12 protein-coding genes are annotated in these 15,535 nt (G+C 63.0%); 9 read left to right on the top strand and 3 right to left on the bottom strand.

Annotation, left to right across the window (positions count from 1 at the left end):
* The first annotated feature begins 34 nt into the window (after positions 1–34).
* From GEOBRER4_RS11515 to GEOBRER4_RS20285, 9 genes are all read left to right on the top strand, one after another.
* Positions 35–895 (top strand): cytochrome c3 family protein, encoded by an 861-nt coding sequence (locus tag GEOBRER4_RS11515; protein WP_185242412.1) that lies wholly within the window; start codon positions 35–37, stop codon positions 893–895.
* 257 nt (positions 896–1,152) lie between these two features.
* Positions 1,153–2,577 (top strand): serine hydrolase domain-containing protein, encoded by a 1,425-nt coding sequence (locus tag GEOBRER4_RS11510; protein WP_185242411.1) that lies wholly within the window; start codon positions 1,153–1,155, stop codon positions 2,575–2,577.
* Positions 2,578–2,975: 398 nt separating this feature from the next.
* Positions 2,976–3,767, top strand: a complete 792-nt coding sequence (locus GEOBRER4_RS11505) for a metallophosphoesterase family protein (RefSeq protein ID WP_226377767.1) — start codon at positions 2,976–2,978, stop codon at positions 3,765–3,767.
* A gap of 13 nt (positions 3,768–3,780) precedes the next feature.
* Positions 3,781–4,956 (top strand): amylo-alpha-1,6-glucosidase, encoded by a 1,176-nt coding sequence (locus tag GEOBRER4_RS11500; RefSeq protein WP_185242409.1) that lies wholly within the window; start codon positions 3,781–3,783, stop codon positions 4,954–4,956.
* Between the two features lie 143 nt (positions 4,957–5,099).
* Positions 5,100–5,684, top strand: coding sequence for a LemA family protein (locus tag GEOBRER4_RS11495; protein WP_085815101.1), 585 nt, complete (start codon positions 5,100–5,102; stop codon positions 5,682–5,684).
* An 18-nt stretch (positions 5,685–5,702) separates the two neighbouring features.
* Positions 5,703–6,569 (top strand): TPM domain-containing protein, encoded by an 867-nt coding sequence (locus tag GEOBRER4_RS11490; RefSeq protein ID WP_185242408.1) that lies wholly within the window; start codon positions 5,703–5,705, stop codon positions 6,567–6,569.
* Entirely contained in the window at positions 6,569–7,216 is a 648-nt protein-coding gene (locus GEOBRER4_RS11485) for a TPM domain-containing protein (RefSeq protein WP_185242407.1), read from the top strand. Before GEOBRER4_RS11490 ends, GEOBRER4_RS11485 begins: the two co-directional genes overlap by 1 nt.
* Positions 7,217–7,366: 150 nt before the next feature.
* Complete coding sequence (locus GEOBRER4_RS11480; protein WP_085812481.1) at positions 7,367–8,245, top strand: response regulator; 879 nt, start codon at positions 7,367–7,369, stop codon at positions 8,243–8,245.
* A gap of 290 nt (positions 8,246–8,535) precedes the next feature.
* A complete protein-coding gene (locus GEOBRER4_RS20285) occupies positions 8,536–11,649 on the top strand; it encodes a PAS domain-containing protein (protein ID WP_185242406.1) in 3,114 nt (1,037 codons plus the stop codon).
* Here the strand turns inward: GEOBRER4_RS20285 and GEOBRER4_RS11470 are convergent.
* The 3 genes from GEOBRER4_RS11470 to GEOBRER4_RS11460 all read right to left on the bottom strand — a co-directional run bounded on the left by GEOBRER4_RS11470 (position 11,578) and on the right by GEOBRER4_RS11460 (position 15,521).
* The gene (locus tag GEOBRER4_RS11470) at positions 11,578–12,741 is read right to left on the bottom strand and encodes a DUF819 family protein (protein WP_185242405.1); all 1,164 of its coding nucleotides are present in this window, start codon (positions 12,739–12,741) and stop codon (positions 11,578–11,580) included. The genes GEOBRER4_RS20285 and GEOBRER4_RS11470 overlap by 72 nt on opposite strands.
* A complete protein-coding gene (locus GEOBRER4_RS11465) occupies positions 12,738–13,844 on the bottom strand; it encodes a dipeptide epimerase (protein WP_185242404.1) in 1,107 nt (368 codons plus the stop codon). The genes GEOBRER4_RS11470 and GEOBRER4_RS11465 overlap by 4 nt, the downstream gene beginning before the upstream one ends.
* A 111-nt stretch (positions 13,845–13,955) precedes the next feature.
* Positions 13,956–15,521: a hybrid sensor histidine kinase/response regulator gene (locus tag GEOBRER4_RS11460; RefSeq protein ID WP_185242403.1), complete on the bottom strand. Its 1,566-nt coding sequence runs from the start codon at positions 15,519–15,521 to the stop codon at positions 13,956–13,958.
* Between the last annotated feature and the right edge of the window lie 14 nt (positions 15,522–15,535).

The following is a 15,535-nucleotide window of genomic DNA, read 5'->3' as shown; positions in this document are numbered from 1 at the left end:
GATTGTGAATACATTGTTATTTTCTGGAGGAGAGATGAAGAAGAAAGTATGTAGCGCACTGGCGAAATCCAGCTGGCTCTCGCTGTTGCTTTTGGGGGTGGTTCTAGCCGCTTCCACTGCCTTCGCAGCCAAGGTTGCGACCGTCGACATCCCGGTAAAGGCTGAGCTGTACGCCACTATGCCCGCACCGCTCAGCCCGGTCCAATGCGCCCAGTGCCACAACACTGTCTTCGGCGCGCTGAAGGACGCAGGCGGCAGGCACCGCTTCGACTGCCAGCAGTGCCACAAGACCATCCACGCGTACAACCCGAAGAAGGGGAACTACGACGAGATCATGCCCAAGTGCGCCTCCTGCCACACCGAGATCCACGGGCCCGCCAACAAGGACTGCTCCACCTGCCACAACCCGCACAGCCCCGGCAAGGTTGCCATGACCCCGAGGCTCGTCAATACCTGCGCCACCTGCCACCCGGCGCAGAAGGAAGAGCTGGTCAAATTCCCGAGCAAGCACAGCAAGGTCTCCTGCGACAGGTGCCACACCTCGCACGGCTACATCCCCACCTGCTTCAACTGCCACAAGCCGCACTACAAGGAGCAGCCGATCGAGACCTGCCTCAAGTGCCACCCGGTGCACCAGCCGAAGAGCATCCACTACCCGAGCCCCGAGCCGGCGCAGACCTGCGGCGCCTGCCACGGCAAGATCTACGAGAAATGGAAGAAGACCCCGAGCAAGCACGCCAAGGTCAACTGCGCGACCTGCCACAGGGACAAGCACGGCTACGTGCCGCAGTGCACCGAGTGCCACAAGGCTCCGCATCCGAAGTCGATCCTGGATCGCTTCCCGAAATGCCTGGGCTGCCACCTCGACGTGCATGACCTCCCCAGCATGAAGTAGGCGCTTAGCGCAAACCAGAAGCACAAAAGAGGCCCCGGTAAGTTTCCGGGGCCTCTTTTGGCATGTTCCTCCTCAAGTGTTCCCCGCACCACGCCGAAACGGTGACTTACATCACATTTTTTTCAGGCCTGCTCCTGTATCGTAGCGCAAGTCCGCAGCTCAACCGCGGCAACCCCCGTAGCTCGAAGGCGCAATCCGCTGGTTCCTTCACAGGCTCTGCCGCTTTCGACCCAGACACAGAACACAAAAGGAAGCCCGTGCGCGTCATCATCCTTATACTCATGCTTTTCCCGTTGCTGGTTCCCCAGGACCTGTTCGCCTCCGTGGACCCGGTTCCTCCCGGGCTGGTCTCCAACCTCGATCTGCTGCTGGAAAGGGCGATGTCCGAGAACCTGATCGCAGGTGGAGTCGTCGTGGTGGGCAACCACGAAGGGATCCTGGCCACCGCCTCCCGCGGCCAGGTCCGTTCCGCAGCCGGCGCCGAGCCGATCACGGACCGCACCGTCTTCGACCTGGCCTCGCTCACCAAGGTGGTGGCCACTACCCCCGCGGTGATAAAGCTCCTCGACGAGGGGAAGATCAACCTAGCCGATCCCGTTTCGCGCTGGTTTCCCGAATTCGAGGGATCGCAGCTCACCGTGCTGCACCTTTTAACCCACACCTCCGGCCTTGCCGACGTCCACGTCGGCTCCAGCCAGCCGATCCAGGGGGTGATAAGGAAGGCCGCGTCGCAACTCGCCCGGAAGAGCCCCGGGACTTCCTTCGATTACGCCGACATCAATTTCATCCTCCTGGGAGAACTGGTACGCAGGGTTTCCGGGGAGCCGCTGGACGTCTTCTGCAAGGAAGAGATCTACGAACCTCTGGGGACCAGGGTGACCCAGTTCCTTCCTCCGGCGGCCCTGGTTCCCGAGATCGCTCCCACCTCCGGCAACCGCGGCGGCGTGGTTCAGGACGAAAACGCCCGCCGGCTGGGTGGGGTTGCCGGGCATGCCGGCGTCTTCAGCTCGGCACACGACCTCTCCCGCTATGCAAGGCTTTTGCTGGGCAAGGGAACCCTCGACGGCAGGCGCATCCTGTCCGAGCAGGCGGTGGCACAGATGACCACCCCTTACCTCTGCAACAACGGGCGCGTCAAGCGCGCCCTGGGGTGGGACATGTCCTCGCCCTTCTCGGCCCCGAAGGGTAGCTTTTTCTCCGACTCCTCCTTTGGGCACACCGGTTACAGCGGCTCCTCGATCTGGATCGACCCCGAACAGGACCTCTTCGTGATCATGCTGACCAGGAGGGAGGATTACCGCAACGTAAAGAGCTTCAACCAGCTGCGCCGTGACATCTCCACCTACGCCGCCGCCGACTTCAGGGCCCCCGGCAGCCAGCTGCCGCAGCCCGTCCCGGTGGCGGAGCTGCCGCAGATCAGGAACCGGGTGCTCCTGGCTTCCGCTGCCGAGGTCATCGAGATACCGGTCCGGCGCAGCAAGGCCGCCTCCCACTCCAAGTGGGGCATCGACCGGCGCGCTGCCAAGTGCTCCACCAAGAAGGCGGACCGGCATCTCGCCAAGGCCCGCCCCGGCAGCCGCACCGCTAAAGTCGCCAGTGCCCGCTCCGGTCACAAAAATAGCCGCGTTGCCAAGGTGGCCAGGAATGAGTCCGGAAAGAAGCGCCGCTTGACCAAGAGCTAGCTGCGAATCTCTCTGCCGGTTGCTGCTGACATAGGCGTTGCTTCCAGATTTTTTTTATGTTAGCTTGTTGCAGGTTAAAAAACACAAATACTGTCTGGGGTTTTGCCATGGCTCGGAATGCATCAACCCACGATCTTGGAATGCTTTGCCGCTGTTGCGATTGCAGGTCCTATCTGCTTCCGGACCTTGAAGGGCTGACAGAAGACGAAGTGAAGACGATTGAGGAGCTGTGCAGACTCTGCGTCGAAAGCTCCAGGCGCAACGCGGCAAATGGCTGATACGTGGTTCCCGCCAGCCACACCGATGAACCCGCTTCTGTCACCTTCCGAAGGTTCCCGCCAACGATGATGATCCCGTCTCTAAGAGCATCTGCTCCCGTTTTAAGACTGCTCGTACTCGTGCTGCTGCTAATCTCCCCATTCTCGGGACTGTGCCGCGGCGAGACTCTCCACCAGCGCTCCAGCGTGCTCCTGGCGGCAAAGGCCCGTAAGGCGCCTGCCGACGACTTCAGCTTCGTGGTACTTGGCGACAGCCGCGGCGGGGACCGGACCTTCTCCAAGCTGCTGGAACTGGCGCGATCCTACAACCCACTTTTCATCCTGCATGCCGGCGACTACTCCGACGAGGGTAGCGAGACCGAAACGGCAAAATTCCTGGCGCTGCTGCAGCGGCAAGTGCCCGAGCTCCCGATTTTCGTGGTTATCGGGAACCACGAAAACCGGGAGATCTTCCCGCGTTATGTCGGGCCCCTCAACTTCACCCTCGATATCCCCCGGCTCGGTTTCAGGCTGGTGGCCCTCGACAACGCCGACGGCGAGCTGCGCCCCCCGGAGCAGGAGCTTCTGCGCGGGGAGCTTGCCTCGGCTCCGGCCGCTGTTTTCGCCGCCATGCACATCCCCCCCCGGACCGGGCGCTGGCGCGGGCACACCTTTAAGAAGGGAGCGGAACAACTCGAGATGATCCTGAAAGGAAGCCGGGCGCAGGGGCTCTTCTTCGCCCACTCCCACCTCTATGACCGCTCCGTATTCGCCGGCATCCCGGCCTTCATCGCCGGCGGCGCCGGCGCGCCCCTGGTGTGGTTCACCCGCAACGGGGAGACCGTGTACCACATCCTCGTGGTGCGGGTGAGAAAGGGGAAGGCAAGCTACCAGATGGTGCCGCTTCGCGAGGAGCCTCACCGTCGGCGCTGAAGAGGTAACCGTGATGGACCATGAACTGATGACGGAGTGCTACCGTGAGGCGCTGGCCCTTTTGCGGGAGAATTCCACGCCGGGCGGCATCCTGGCCTCTGGAAAGAACCCGAGGTCGGAGGGGCGCAACTACACCAGCATCTTCGGCCGGGACGCCTCCATCTGTGCCCTGGGGATGGCCGCGTCGGGGGATGCCGAGCTTGGGCGCACCGCAGTGGAAGGGCTCTTGACCCTGGCCCGGTACCAGGCCGTAAACGGGCAGATACCGAAGTACGTGAAGCCGGAGTCGGGCGAGGTTGACTTCTGGTATTCCGGCTGCATCGACGCCACCTTGTGGTGGCTGATCGCGATACGCGTCATGGACCGCTTCCTTCCCGAGGCAAGGCTTGGAGAGCGGCTTGCCCCGCAGACGACCCTGGCTCTTTCCTGGCTCAATTGCCAGGAGCACCAGGTCTGGCGCCTGCTCCAGCAACTGGACGCAAGCGACTGGGCCGACATCATGCCGCGGGCGGGGTACGTCCTTTACACCAACGTCCTCTGGTACTGGGTGAAGACCCTGTACGCCCTTCCCACCGCGGCAGAGACCAAAGAGTACCTGAACACGCTCCTCTCCCCCTTCGGCAGGACGGTCCCCGCGCACAAGCGCGCACGCCTGCTGGTCCACTACATCCGCAACCGCAGCAAACCTACGCCGTTCTACCTGAGCTTCGTCAACTTCTCCGACTGGGGGGAGGAGATAGACGTTTTCGGCAACATCATGGCCCACCTGGTCGGGGTCAGCCCCCCCTCCACCGGCGACAAGGCGGTGGAGGCGCTTTTGGCCCTTAAGGCGAACCAGCCGCATCCCATCAGGGTGGTTGGAGACCCTATCCGCCCAGGCTCGCGCCTTTGGCGCCCCTACATGCAGCGTCACCGGCAGAACCTCGCCTGGCAGTACCACAACGGGGGCGCCTGGCCCTTCGTGGGCGGGTTCTGGGTGCTGCTCCTGGCGCGCCTAGGGCGCACGGGGCAGGCGTGGTCGGAACTGGAGAAGCTGGCCCGCACGAACCGGGTGAACGGGTGGGAGTTCAACGAATGGTTCCAGGGAGAGACCGGAGAGCCGATGGGAATGCCCAGGCAGTCCTGGAACGCCGCCCTCTACGTCCTGGCCTACCGCACCCTTGCCGACGGCACCCGCTACCTTCCCTGATCCCTGGGCCCGTCGTTCACACGGCTTCCGTCCATCCTCCTTCTCCCGGACAAATTCATTTTTCAACTTTCTCCTTAGGTAGGGTGACATTTACCCCGGCCATGATTATTATTGTGCTCATGATATTCAAGGAGGATGAAAACATGAAAAGAGCCATCTTAATGATACTCGCGCTTGCCACCCTGCTAGGACTCTCCGGATGTGGCTACAACACCATGCAGGCCAAGGAGGAGGCGGTCTTCGCCGCCTGGGGCGACGTCGAGGCAGCGTACCAAAGGCGCGCCGACCTGGTACCGAACCTGGTGGAAGTGGTGAAGGGGTACGCGAAGCACGAGGCCGAGACGCTCACCGCCGTCACCGAGGCAAGGGCCAAGGTAGGCTCGGTGCAGGTGACCCGGGAGGCCATCAACAGCCCGCAGGCGATGCAGAATTTCCAGCAGGCCCAGTCGCAGTTGTCAGGCGCCCTGTCACGGCTGATGGTGGTGGTGGAGCGCTACCCCGACCTAAAGGCGAACCAGAACTTCATGGACCTGCAGAACCAGCTGGAGGGAACCGAAAACCGCATCAACGTGGCGCGGGTGCGCTACAACCAGGCGGTGCAGGATTTCAACACCACGATACGCAGCTTCCCCAACTCCCTTACCAACTCGCTGCTGCTGCACCTGCCGCGCAAGGAGCCCTTCAAGGCGGAAGAGGGGGCGAAGGTTGCCCCGAAGATCAAGTTCTAGCTCTTCGATCGAGACTGCATGAAAAAGCTCCTTTTAGCCATCTGCTTTCTTCTCTACGCGACCCTTTGCCTGGGGGCGGAGGTCCCGCCCCTCAAGGGCTACGTCAACGACTACGCCGCGATCCTCTCGCCTGCGGTGGCGCAGCAGCTGGAGAGCGAGCTGGCGTCCTTCGAGAGAAGCGACTCGACCCAGATCGTGGTCCTCACCATACCGAGCCTGGAAGGGGAGGTGCTTGAAGAGTACTCCATCAAGGTGGTGGAGAAATGGCAGATCGGCCAGAAGGGAAAGGACAACGGCGCCCTGCTACTGGTGGCGAAAAACGACCGCAAGGTGCGCATCGAATCGGGTCGCGGGCTTGAGGGTACCTTGACCGACCTGATCTCCGGCCGCATCATCCGCAACGAAATCACCCCCGCCTTCAAGAGGGGGGACTTCGACCAGGGCGTGGTCAGCGGAGTTGCGGCCATCATGGCGACGGTGCGCGGGGAGTATAAGGCGGAGCCGAACGACCTCCGGCACGGCAAAAAGGGGGCGAGCCCCATCTTCACGCTCCTTCTCTTCGTGCTGGTCGCATCCGTGTTTCTGGGAGGGATCTCCAGGTTTCTAGGGGGAGTGGCGGGGGCGGTCGGGCTCCCTGTGGCGGCTTTGCTCTCCTTCGGGGCGACCTCCCTGCTGCTATTGGGAGGGCTCGCGCTCCTGGGCTTCATCCTGGGCCTTTTCGTCTCCTTTTTGTTCGGCTCAGGGGGGAGGGGAGGGGGCTTCGGGGGCGGCCCCTTCTTCGGCGGCTTTGGAGGTGGCGGCTTCGGCGGAGGCGGTTTCGGCGGGGGCGGATTCTCAGGAGGCGGCGGCAGCTTCGGCGGCGGCGGCGCCTCGGGAGACTGGTGATGGATCTATCGCAGGTGCAACTGGCTGAGGAGTTCTTCTCCTCCGAGGAGAAGGAGCGGATCCGCGAGGCGGTCGTCCGAGCGGAGAAAGGCTCCAGCGGTGAGATAGCCACCATGGTCGTGTGGGCAAGCGACCGTTATCGCGAGGCTGAGGCGCTCGGGGCGCTGCTTCTGGCCGCGCTCGTCGCCGTGGTTGTGGCCGTAGCCTTCAGGCATGTGACCATCTGGAGCTACATCCCGCTGGTCTGCCTGCTCTTTTACCCGGTCCTGCTGCTGCTCCGACGTTTCCCCAGGCTGAAGCTCTCTTTCGCCGGAGCGAGCCGTGTGGCAGAGGCGGTCGGGGAAAGGGCGCTGGTCGCTTTCTACCAGCAGGGGCTGTACCGGACCAAGGACGAGACCGGCATCCTCATCTTCATTTCGCTTTTGGAGCGCAAGGTCTGGATCCTCGGGGACCGCGGCATCAACAGGAAGATCCCCCCCGGGCAATGGCAGTCCCTGGTGGACGAACTGACCCGCGGACTGCGCGAGGGGACGGCTGCGGACAGCCTCTGCCGGGTGATCTCCAGGTGCGGCGACGAACTCGCCCGTCATTTCCCCCGGCAAAGCGACGATCTGAACGAGCTCCCCGACGAGATTATCGCCTCCTGACGGCTCCCCTTCACCTGCATTTAGAAAAAGTCATTGACTTTCCATCCTTTTAGCTCTCATTATGATGATCCGTGCCGAGCTGCCATGAGCGCAGCCGGTCGTGCAAATCACCGCGCGGTTGCCGGAGAGGCGCCAACTGGAGCAGAAAGCATGTCCGCCGACATAGAGTCTTTGAACACCCCGCCGCAAACCCGCAAGCCGCTGGGGGAAATTTTCGTGGAGCGGGGGCTCTTGACCAGGGTATCCGTCGAGCGCCTGATCGAGCACGCCAAGAGCAAGGGGATCCGCCTTGGCGAGTTGCTGGAGGTGATAGGGCTGGTCTCGCCCGAAGAACTGGCCGAGGCGCTGGCGATCCAGTACCGCTGCAGGAAGATCTCGGATTTCTCCAAATACGCCTATCCCCCGGCGATGCTGCGCATGATACCGATGGAGATGGCGGTGAAGCATACCGTCTTCCCTTTGAAAATGGACGACGGGCGGCTCGGACTCGCAGTAGCCGATCCCACCATGGACGAACTGTTCCAGCAGATTTCGGAACGGCACAAGGTGAAGCTGATCCTTTACGTTGCCACCCGCATGGAGATCAACCGCGCCATCGCGAAGCACTACCTGGGGCAGCCGGTGACCGGCCCCGAGGGAAAGACCATCCTTCTCGTCGAGGACGACCCGCTCACCCGCGAGATGGTGGCGAAAATCCTGACCAAGCACGGGTGCATCGTCGAGACGGCGATCGACGGCATGGACGCCTTCGCCAAGATCTTCGCCCTGAAGCCGAAGCTGGTGATCACCGACAAGGTGATGCCGAAACTGGGCGGTTACGAGTTTCTTTACGCCATCCGCAATATCCCGGAATTCCGCTACCTGCCGGTTATCCTGATGACGGCCGCCGCGACCCCCGACGAGGAAAAGGAGGCCCTGGAGAAAGGGTTCTTCGACTTCGTGCTGAAGCCGGTCAAGGAGATCGGGCTCCTCACCAGGGTGAAAAGGGCCTTCCAGAGCAGGGAAGCCCTGTACGGCAAAACCGCCTAGTCTCTCCCCTTTTTTCGCCCCCCGGGGAGCCTCGTTTCGGCGCGGCTCCCCGTCTTATTCTCTGCCCCGCTCGCCTTCTTAATCTCCTCTCCGCTCCCCTTTCCTTTACTGCCTGTTCGCCGGCAGATACTCCTTCACGCATCCTCTGCAACGAATACCCCTAATGAGATCTCTCGCCCGGCCGAAAAGTAGAATAGGCAGTGCCACGGTCTGACAAGCTTCCGGCGCTGCCCCACCTCAACAGCTCGGAATCCAAGCTTTTACAGCCGTGGCGACCGCCGGAGCATCGCATGAGCGCTTTTTTTTCCAATAAACACGCAGGGCACTCCGCCAGAAAGCTGGTGCTCTGGACCACGTCGGTGGTGCTGCTGGTAAACCTCTTCCTCGCCTCCACCGGCTTCTTTTCCCTTTGGCAGAGCAGGGAGACCTACCTGACCAACGCCCACGTGCAAAGCGACAACCTGTTGCAGGCGCTTTCCTACAGCATCGCCGGGGTGCTGGACTCCGCTGACATCGCCATCCTTTCCATGGTGGACGAAGTGCAGCAGGACCTGCGGCAGGGTGGCATCGACGAGGCCAACCTGAACCGGCTGCTGGCTTGGCAGCATTCACGGCTGCCGATGCTGGACAGCATGCGGATGGCGGATGCCAAAGGGGATATCCGCTACGGGACCGGGTTGCTTCCGGGCGCCTTGAAAAACGTCTCACAGAGGAATTACTTCAAAAAACTGGCGCAGGACCCTCAGGCGGGGCTGGTGATCTCGGAGCCTATCATGGGGCTGATCAGCGGCAAATGGGTCATCACCCTGGCCCGCAGGGTTGCGCGCCCCGACGGCGCCTTTGCCGGAGTGGTCTACTGTGCCATAGACCTGGAGCGCGTCCGCGGCTTGCTCCTCCCCATGCAGATAGGGCCCCACGGCAGGATCACCCTGACCGATGCGGCACTCGCCCCCATCGTGCGGCACCCGCGCGGCGAGGATGGCGGCGCCTCATCAAGGGACACAGGCCTCATCGGCCGCATTGGTGAGCAGATCGCCCGGGAGCGCGAGAGCGGGAGTGACTATGCCGCAAGCAGCGCCGCCGGCTCGTCGAGGCTTGCCTCGTTCCGCAAGGTGGGACGCTTTCCGCTGTACCTCGTTCTGGAACTGGCACCGGAAGACTTCCTCGCCCGCTGGCGCGTCGAACTGCTCCAGGTGGGTATCATGGTCTGCGTCTTCATCGTGGTCACCCTGATTCTTTCCAGGCTCATCTACCTCAGGTGCCGCCGGCAGGTTGCGGCGGAAGATGCGTTGAACCTGGCCAAGGAGGAACTGGAGCAGAGGGTGGCGGAGCGGACGGCCGAGCTGCATCTTGCCAACCTGCAGCTTAAACGGGAACTGGCCGAGCGCGAGCAGGCCGAGAAAAGGGAGCGCGAAGGGCGCCGCATGCTGGCGCTGATCATAGACACCATCCCGCAGTTCGTCTTCTGGAAGGACCGGCAGAGCGTCTACCAGGGATGCAACGCGATCTTTGCCAGGGCGTCCGGCATCGCGCACCCGGACGATATCAGGGGCAAGACTGACTTCGATCTCGCCTGGCTGCGCGAGGAGAGCGAGGCCTACAGAAAAGACGACCGCTATGTCATGGAGCAGAACCAGGCCAGGTTCCACATCATCGAGCAGCAGCTGCAAGCCGGCGGCATGCGCCTGTGGGTGGACACCACCAAGGTGCCGCTTTTGAACGAGCAGGGAGAGGTGACCGGGGTGCTCGGGGTTTACGAGGACGTCTCCGAGAGAAAGGCGATCGAGGAGGCGCGCGACAAGGCCCTGGCGTTGGTCGAATCCCTTCTCGCCGCCTCGCCCACCGGGATCATGGTCTACGAGGGGGCAAGCGGAAGCTGCGTCATGGCGAACCAGGCGATGGCCGCGATGCTGGGAGGGACCCAGGAGCAGATACGTTACCAGGGCTTCAGGGAGCTGGTGCTCTGGCGGGAGGCGGGGATCCTGGAACTCGCCGAGCAGGTCCTTTGCGCCGGGGGGACCAGGAGCATAGAGGTCTGCGCGAAAGCGGCTTCTGACAAGATCATCCAGGCCGAATTCCTCCTGTCGCGCTTCGAGGTCGAGGGGCGTCCGCACCTCATGCTGATCGCGGTCGACGTGACGACGCGAAAAAGGCTTGAGGAGGAGAAGAGGCAGATAGAGGCCCAGATGCTGCACGTGCAGAAGCTGGAGAGCCTGGGGGTTCTGGCAGGGGGCATCGCGCACGACTTCAACAACATCCTGATGGTGGTGCTGGGCAATGCGGACCTCGCCTTGATGCGGCTTCCCGAGGTGACGCCGGCGCGGGAGAACCTGGTGCAGATCGAGCAGGCTGCAACCCGCGCCGCAGACCTGGCCCAGCAGATGCTCGCCTATTCCGGGAGAGGGAACTTCGTGATCCAGAAGCTCGATCTGGCGCGGACCGTGAAGGAGATGGCCCAGATGCTCGAGGTTTCCATCTCCAAGAAGACCCTGTTGCAGTACGATTTCGCCCCCGACCTTCCCGCCATAAGCGGCGACGCGACGCAGTTGCGCCAGGTGATCCTGAACCTGGTGTTGAACGCTTCCGAGGCGATCGGCGACAAAAACGGCGTGATAGGGATCAGGACCTGCTACATGGAGTGCGACCGCAGTTACCTCTCCGAGTCCTGGATCGACGACCGTCTCCCAGAGGGACCGTACCTGATGCTCGAGGTCTCCGACAACGGCTGTGGCATCAAGAAGGAAATCATCCCTAAGATCTTCGACCCTTTCTTCACCACCAAGTTCACCGGGCGCGGGCTCGGCATGGCCGCGGTGCTCGGCATAGTGCGCGCGCACAACGGCGCCATCAAGATCTACAGCGAGGAGGGTAGGGGGAGCACCTTCAGGCTGCTGCTGCCGTGTCTGCCGGCAAAGGGGGGGGAGCCGCAGCAGCAGGCGGATGAGGATCTGTGGCGCGGCAGCGGGACGGTCCTTCTTGCGGACGACGAGGAATCCATCAGGGGGCTGGGGCAGGAGATGCTTGAGACGCTTGGGTTCGAGGTGCTGACTGCCTGCGACGGGCGCGCCGCGGTCGAGGTGTTCAGGGAAAAGCGGGACGAGATAGTCTGCGTCGTTTTGGACCTGACCATGCCCGAACTGGACGGCGAGCAGACCTTTGCCCAGCTGCGTGAACTGGAACCCGGGGTGAAGGTGATTCTTTCCAGCGGCTACAACGAACGTGAGGTGAGCCGGAAACTCGCCGGCGCCGGGGTTTCCGGGTTCATGCAGAAGCCGTACAAGCTTTCGGAGATGAGCAGCAAGCTGCGGCAGATCCTCGGGCCCCGCGCCGGTTCAGACCAGGCGGCAGAGCTGGGCGGCCAGGATCCCGAACCAGGTCCCGACGATGTTTCCCAGGATGGCTAGCAGGAGCCCGACCGAGGCGAGGCCGGGGTGGTAGACCTCGGCCACGACCGGAGCCGAGGCGACCCCGCCGACGTTGGCCTGGCTTGCGGCGGCCACGAGGAACATGGGTGCTTTCAAAAGGTGCGCCCCGATCAGCAGGAAGAGGGCGTGGACCGCCACGATGAGGATTCCGGCGCCGATCAGGAGCAGAGCCGAACCGATGTCCGCGACCGAGGCCTTGGCCCCGATGGCGGTCAGGACGAAGTAGAGGAGATCATAGCCGGTCCGGGAGGCGCCGGATCGCTCCAGGCGGCGCAAAGGAGAGAAGGAGAGGATGATCCCGAGAAGGGTCACGATGACGATGGTCCAGGTATAGCTGGTCAATACGTCCTTGACCTGGGGCATCATCGAGCCTGCGAGATGGGCGCCAGCACCGCCAGCCAGGGCGACGGCGAGCGATATCGCTATCCCGCTAAAGGTGCGGCGGCCACCGGTGGTCGCCAGGTAGCGCACCGCCTCTTCCCCCAGGCGATCGAGCGCGGCGCGGTCCGAGCGGTTCCAGCGGTCGAAGGCAGGCTGCAGCCCGACGATGGCGATCATGAACCCCATCCAGAGGTAGGGGACCACAGTGTCAACGATCACCATGGGCGCGAAGACCTCGTCCGGCACCGAAAGCGCTTCCTTCACCGCGATCATGTTGGCGCTGCCGCCGGTCCAGGAGGCGGAGACCGCTCCGAAGCCGGACCAGAACTGGGCACCTATCACCGGTTTGAAAAGCGAGAAGGAGAGGGCGGCCCCGGCGATGATCCCGACAGCTCCGATGAAGAACATGGAAAGCGCCAGGGGGCCTAGCCTCAGGATGGCCTTGATGTCCACCGGCAGAAGGAGGAGCACCAGGCTTGCCGGGAGGAGCCAGCTGGTGATGAGGCCGTAGACCGGGCTCTTGGAGGCGATAAGCCCGAAGGTCGCCGCGAGCATGGGGAGGAAGTAGATCCAGAAGACGGAAGGTAGCAGGTCGAAGAAGCGCCTGGTCCGCTCTTGGCGCGACAACCAGAGGACCAGCGCCTCGATGGAGATCAGTACGGCTACGATGAGAGCCGGGTTGCTGATCATGTGATGTGCGGCTCCACCCCGATGCCGGGGCCGGCCTGGTGCAGGTCGAACCGCCCATGGTCGTCGAGGTAGGGGGATCGGGCCAATTCACCCTTCAGAAAGAAGGTGGTGTCCATGTCCAGGAAATCGAAGCAGGCGAGCCCCGCCGCGAAATGAGCCGAAGCGGTGACCGCCAGCGCGCTCTCCATCATCGCTCCCAGCATGAGCCGGATGCCGCGGGAGGCGGCGAGCCTCGCGATCTCGGCCCCTTCGAGGATCCCGCTTTTCATGAACTTCACGTTGATGGCGCTGACCGCGTTGCTGTCGATGGCGCGCCGGGCGTCTGCCAGGGAGCCTACGCTCTCATCGGCGCAGACCAGGGTCTCGCTTCCTGTGAGCGCCGCCGTGATCTCGGAGAGCCCCTCCCAGTCGTTTTTAGGCACCGGCTGTTCCAGAAGGACCGGCCGCACCCCTTTCGCCGCAAGACGGTCGAGAAACGCCAGCATCCCACCGGCGCTGAACCCCATGTTGGCGTCCAGGATGATCTGGCTCTTAGGCGCTATCTCGTGTACTGCAAGCACGCGCGCCAGGTCGAGTTGCTCGTCGCGGCCCACCTTGATCTTGAAGGCGCCGAAACCGCGCGCCGCGAACTCCCGGCCAGTGGCCCTCGCCTCGTCCAGCGAGCCGATGACGACGGTTATGTCGGTGGAGAAGGAAAGCCTTGGCTCAAGGGCCGCCACCGGGGCGAAGAGGCGGTAAAAGGGGATGCCGCGAACGCGGGAAGAGAGGTCGAGCAGCGCCATCTCCAGGGCCGCAAGCCCCGCGTGGTTGCCGGCGAAAGCCGCTGCGAACTGACGGCAGGTGCTCTCGGCGTCTTCGATGGTCTTCCCGCGCAAGGCGGCAGCCGCCTGCTGCAGGTTCGCCAGGGTTCCCTGCACGGTCTCCCCGGTGATGTGCGAGGCGACCGCAGCCTCCCCGTAGCCGGAGACCCCGTCAGGCGTGGAGAGCCTGAGAAAAACGTTCTCCAGTTCGTCGTGCTGCCCGGTGGCTATCCTGAAGGGGGAGGCCAGCGGCGCCCGGATCACGGCGGCGACGGCATCTTGTATCTGAAAGGAAGTCTCCATTATGTGTCTCCTCGGCGGTTTGCGGCCCTGTTTCCGGCCGTTGCGGGAAAAGCATGTTGTGAAGGATACCACCCCGCCGGAGGTTGATTCCCGTCTCCCGAATTTTCTACGCTAGCCGATGACCTTGCGCAGCGCGTCCATGTCGAAGGGCTTCTGCAGCACGCCCTTCACACCCTTCCCCTCGAAGCGGCGTGCGACTTCCTTTTCACTGTAACCGCTTGTTATGATGACCTTTACCGTGGGGTCGATGCCGCGCAGCTGCTCGTAGGTCTCCTCGCCGTCCATCACAGGCATGGTGAGATCGAGCATGACGAAGGCGTAGTCGTCGCGCTGCAGGTAGAGCCCTAGAGCGGAATGTCCGTCGCGGGCGGTGATCACCTCGTACCCCAGCCGCTCCAGCATGGCGCCGACCAACTGGCAGACCTCCTCCTCGTCGTCTACAAGTAGCACCGGTCCCATCCCCATCGGTTCGCCGTCAGGCTTCGTGGTCGGGGCTGCCGTCGGCACATCCTCGTCCACGGGGAAGAGCAGAGTGAAGGTGGATCCCTTTCCTACGTCGCTTTGCAGCCGCACCCCACCCCTTAGCCCTCTGACCACGCCCATGACGGCGGCCATCCCCAACCCACGTCCAGTATCCGGGAAGAGGCGCTCGAAGAACCGGGCCCTGGTTTCCTTGTCCATCCCGTACCCGGTGTCGCTTACCGAGAGGCGGATGTACGATCCGGGTGCGAGTTCCTCGCTGCCGCGGAATTCCGCAAGCTCTTCCTGCTGGTAATGCTTCTGTGAGGTGGAGATCTTGATCTTGCCTACTTCGTTTCTGAGCGACTCCGAGGCGTTCAGGACCAGGTTCATCACCACCTGGCGCATCTGGACCGGGTCTGCGGAGAAAAGGCCCAGCGGCCGGGAGGACTCCAGGCGCAGTGTCGCCTTCTTCGAGATGGCAGCCTGCAGCATCTCCGCCATTTCCTCCAACAGCAGGTTAAGGTCGATCGGTTCCGAGGAGAAGGGGCCCTTGCCCAGGTAGAAAAGCATCTGCTTTAGCAGGGCCGCCGCGCGGTGAGAGGCCCGCTCCACCCGGTGCAGGTTTTCGCAGGCGGGGGCCCCGGGGGTGAGCTGCATCAGCGCAAGCTCCGTGTTCCCCATGATTGAGGTGAGTATGTTGTTGAAATCGTGAGCGATCCCGCCGGCGAGCACACCTAGGCTTTCCAGCTTCTGGACGTGCTGCAGCTGCAATTGTTTGTGCTCGCGTTCCCGCTCGGCCGTAGTCACGGCGGCAGCCTGCTCAAGGCGCCTGAGCTGCGAGATGTCCCTCAGTGTGACCATGACGGCGTCGGGGGCTCCTCCCCGATCCCGCACCGGTATCGCGTTCAGGTTGACCCATACAGGAGCAGGCTTACCTTCCTGGTGTATCACCACGACAAAATCGTGGACCTCTTCGGCGCTCCGTAGCGCGATGGTGGCCGGGTGCTGGTCCGGCGAAAGGTCATCACCGCTTTCACCGGTCAAGCGCCAGCGGGGTTGGGTGCCACAACTGGCGAGGAACTCCTCCCTGGTCATTCCAAGCGTGGTCAAGGCAGCGTGATTGACATCGACCATGGAGCCGTCAGCACTTTGCAGGTACGCCCCCAGTTCCATGTTCTGGAACAACGTCTTAAACCCTTTCTCGAAATCGCTCATTTCACCACCCTCTA

The organism is Citrifermentans bremense (assembly GCF_014218275.1).
Lineage (GTDB): Bacteria > Desulfobacterota > Desulfuromonadia > Geobacterales > Geobacteraceae > Geomonas > Geomonas pelophila.
This window is presented reverse-complemented; position numbering and strand designations above follow the sequence as displayed.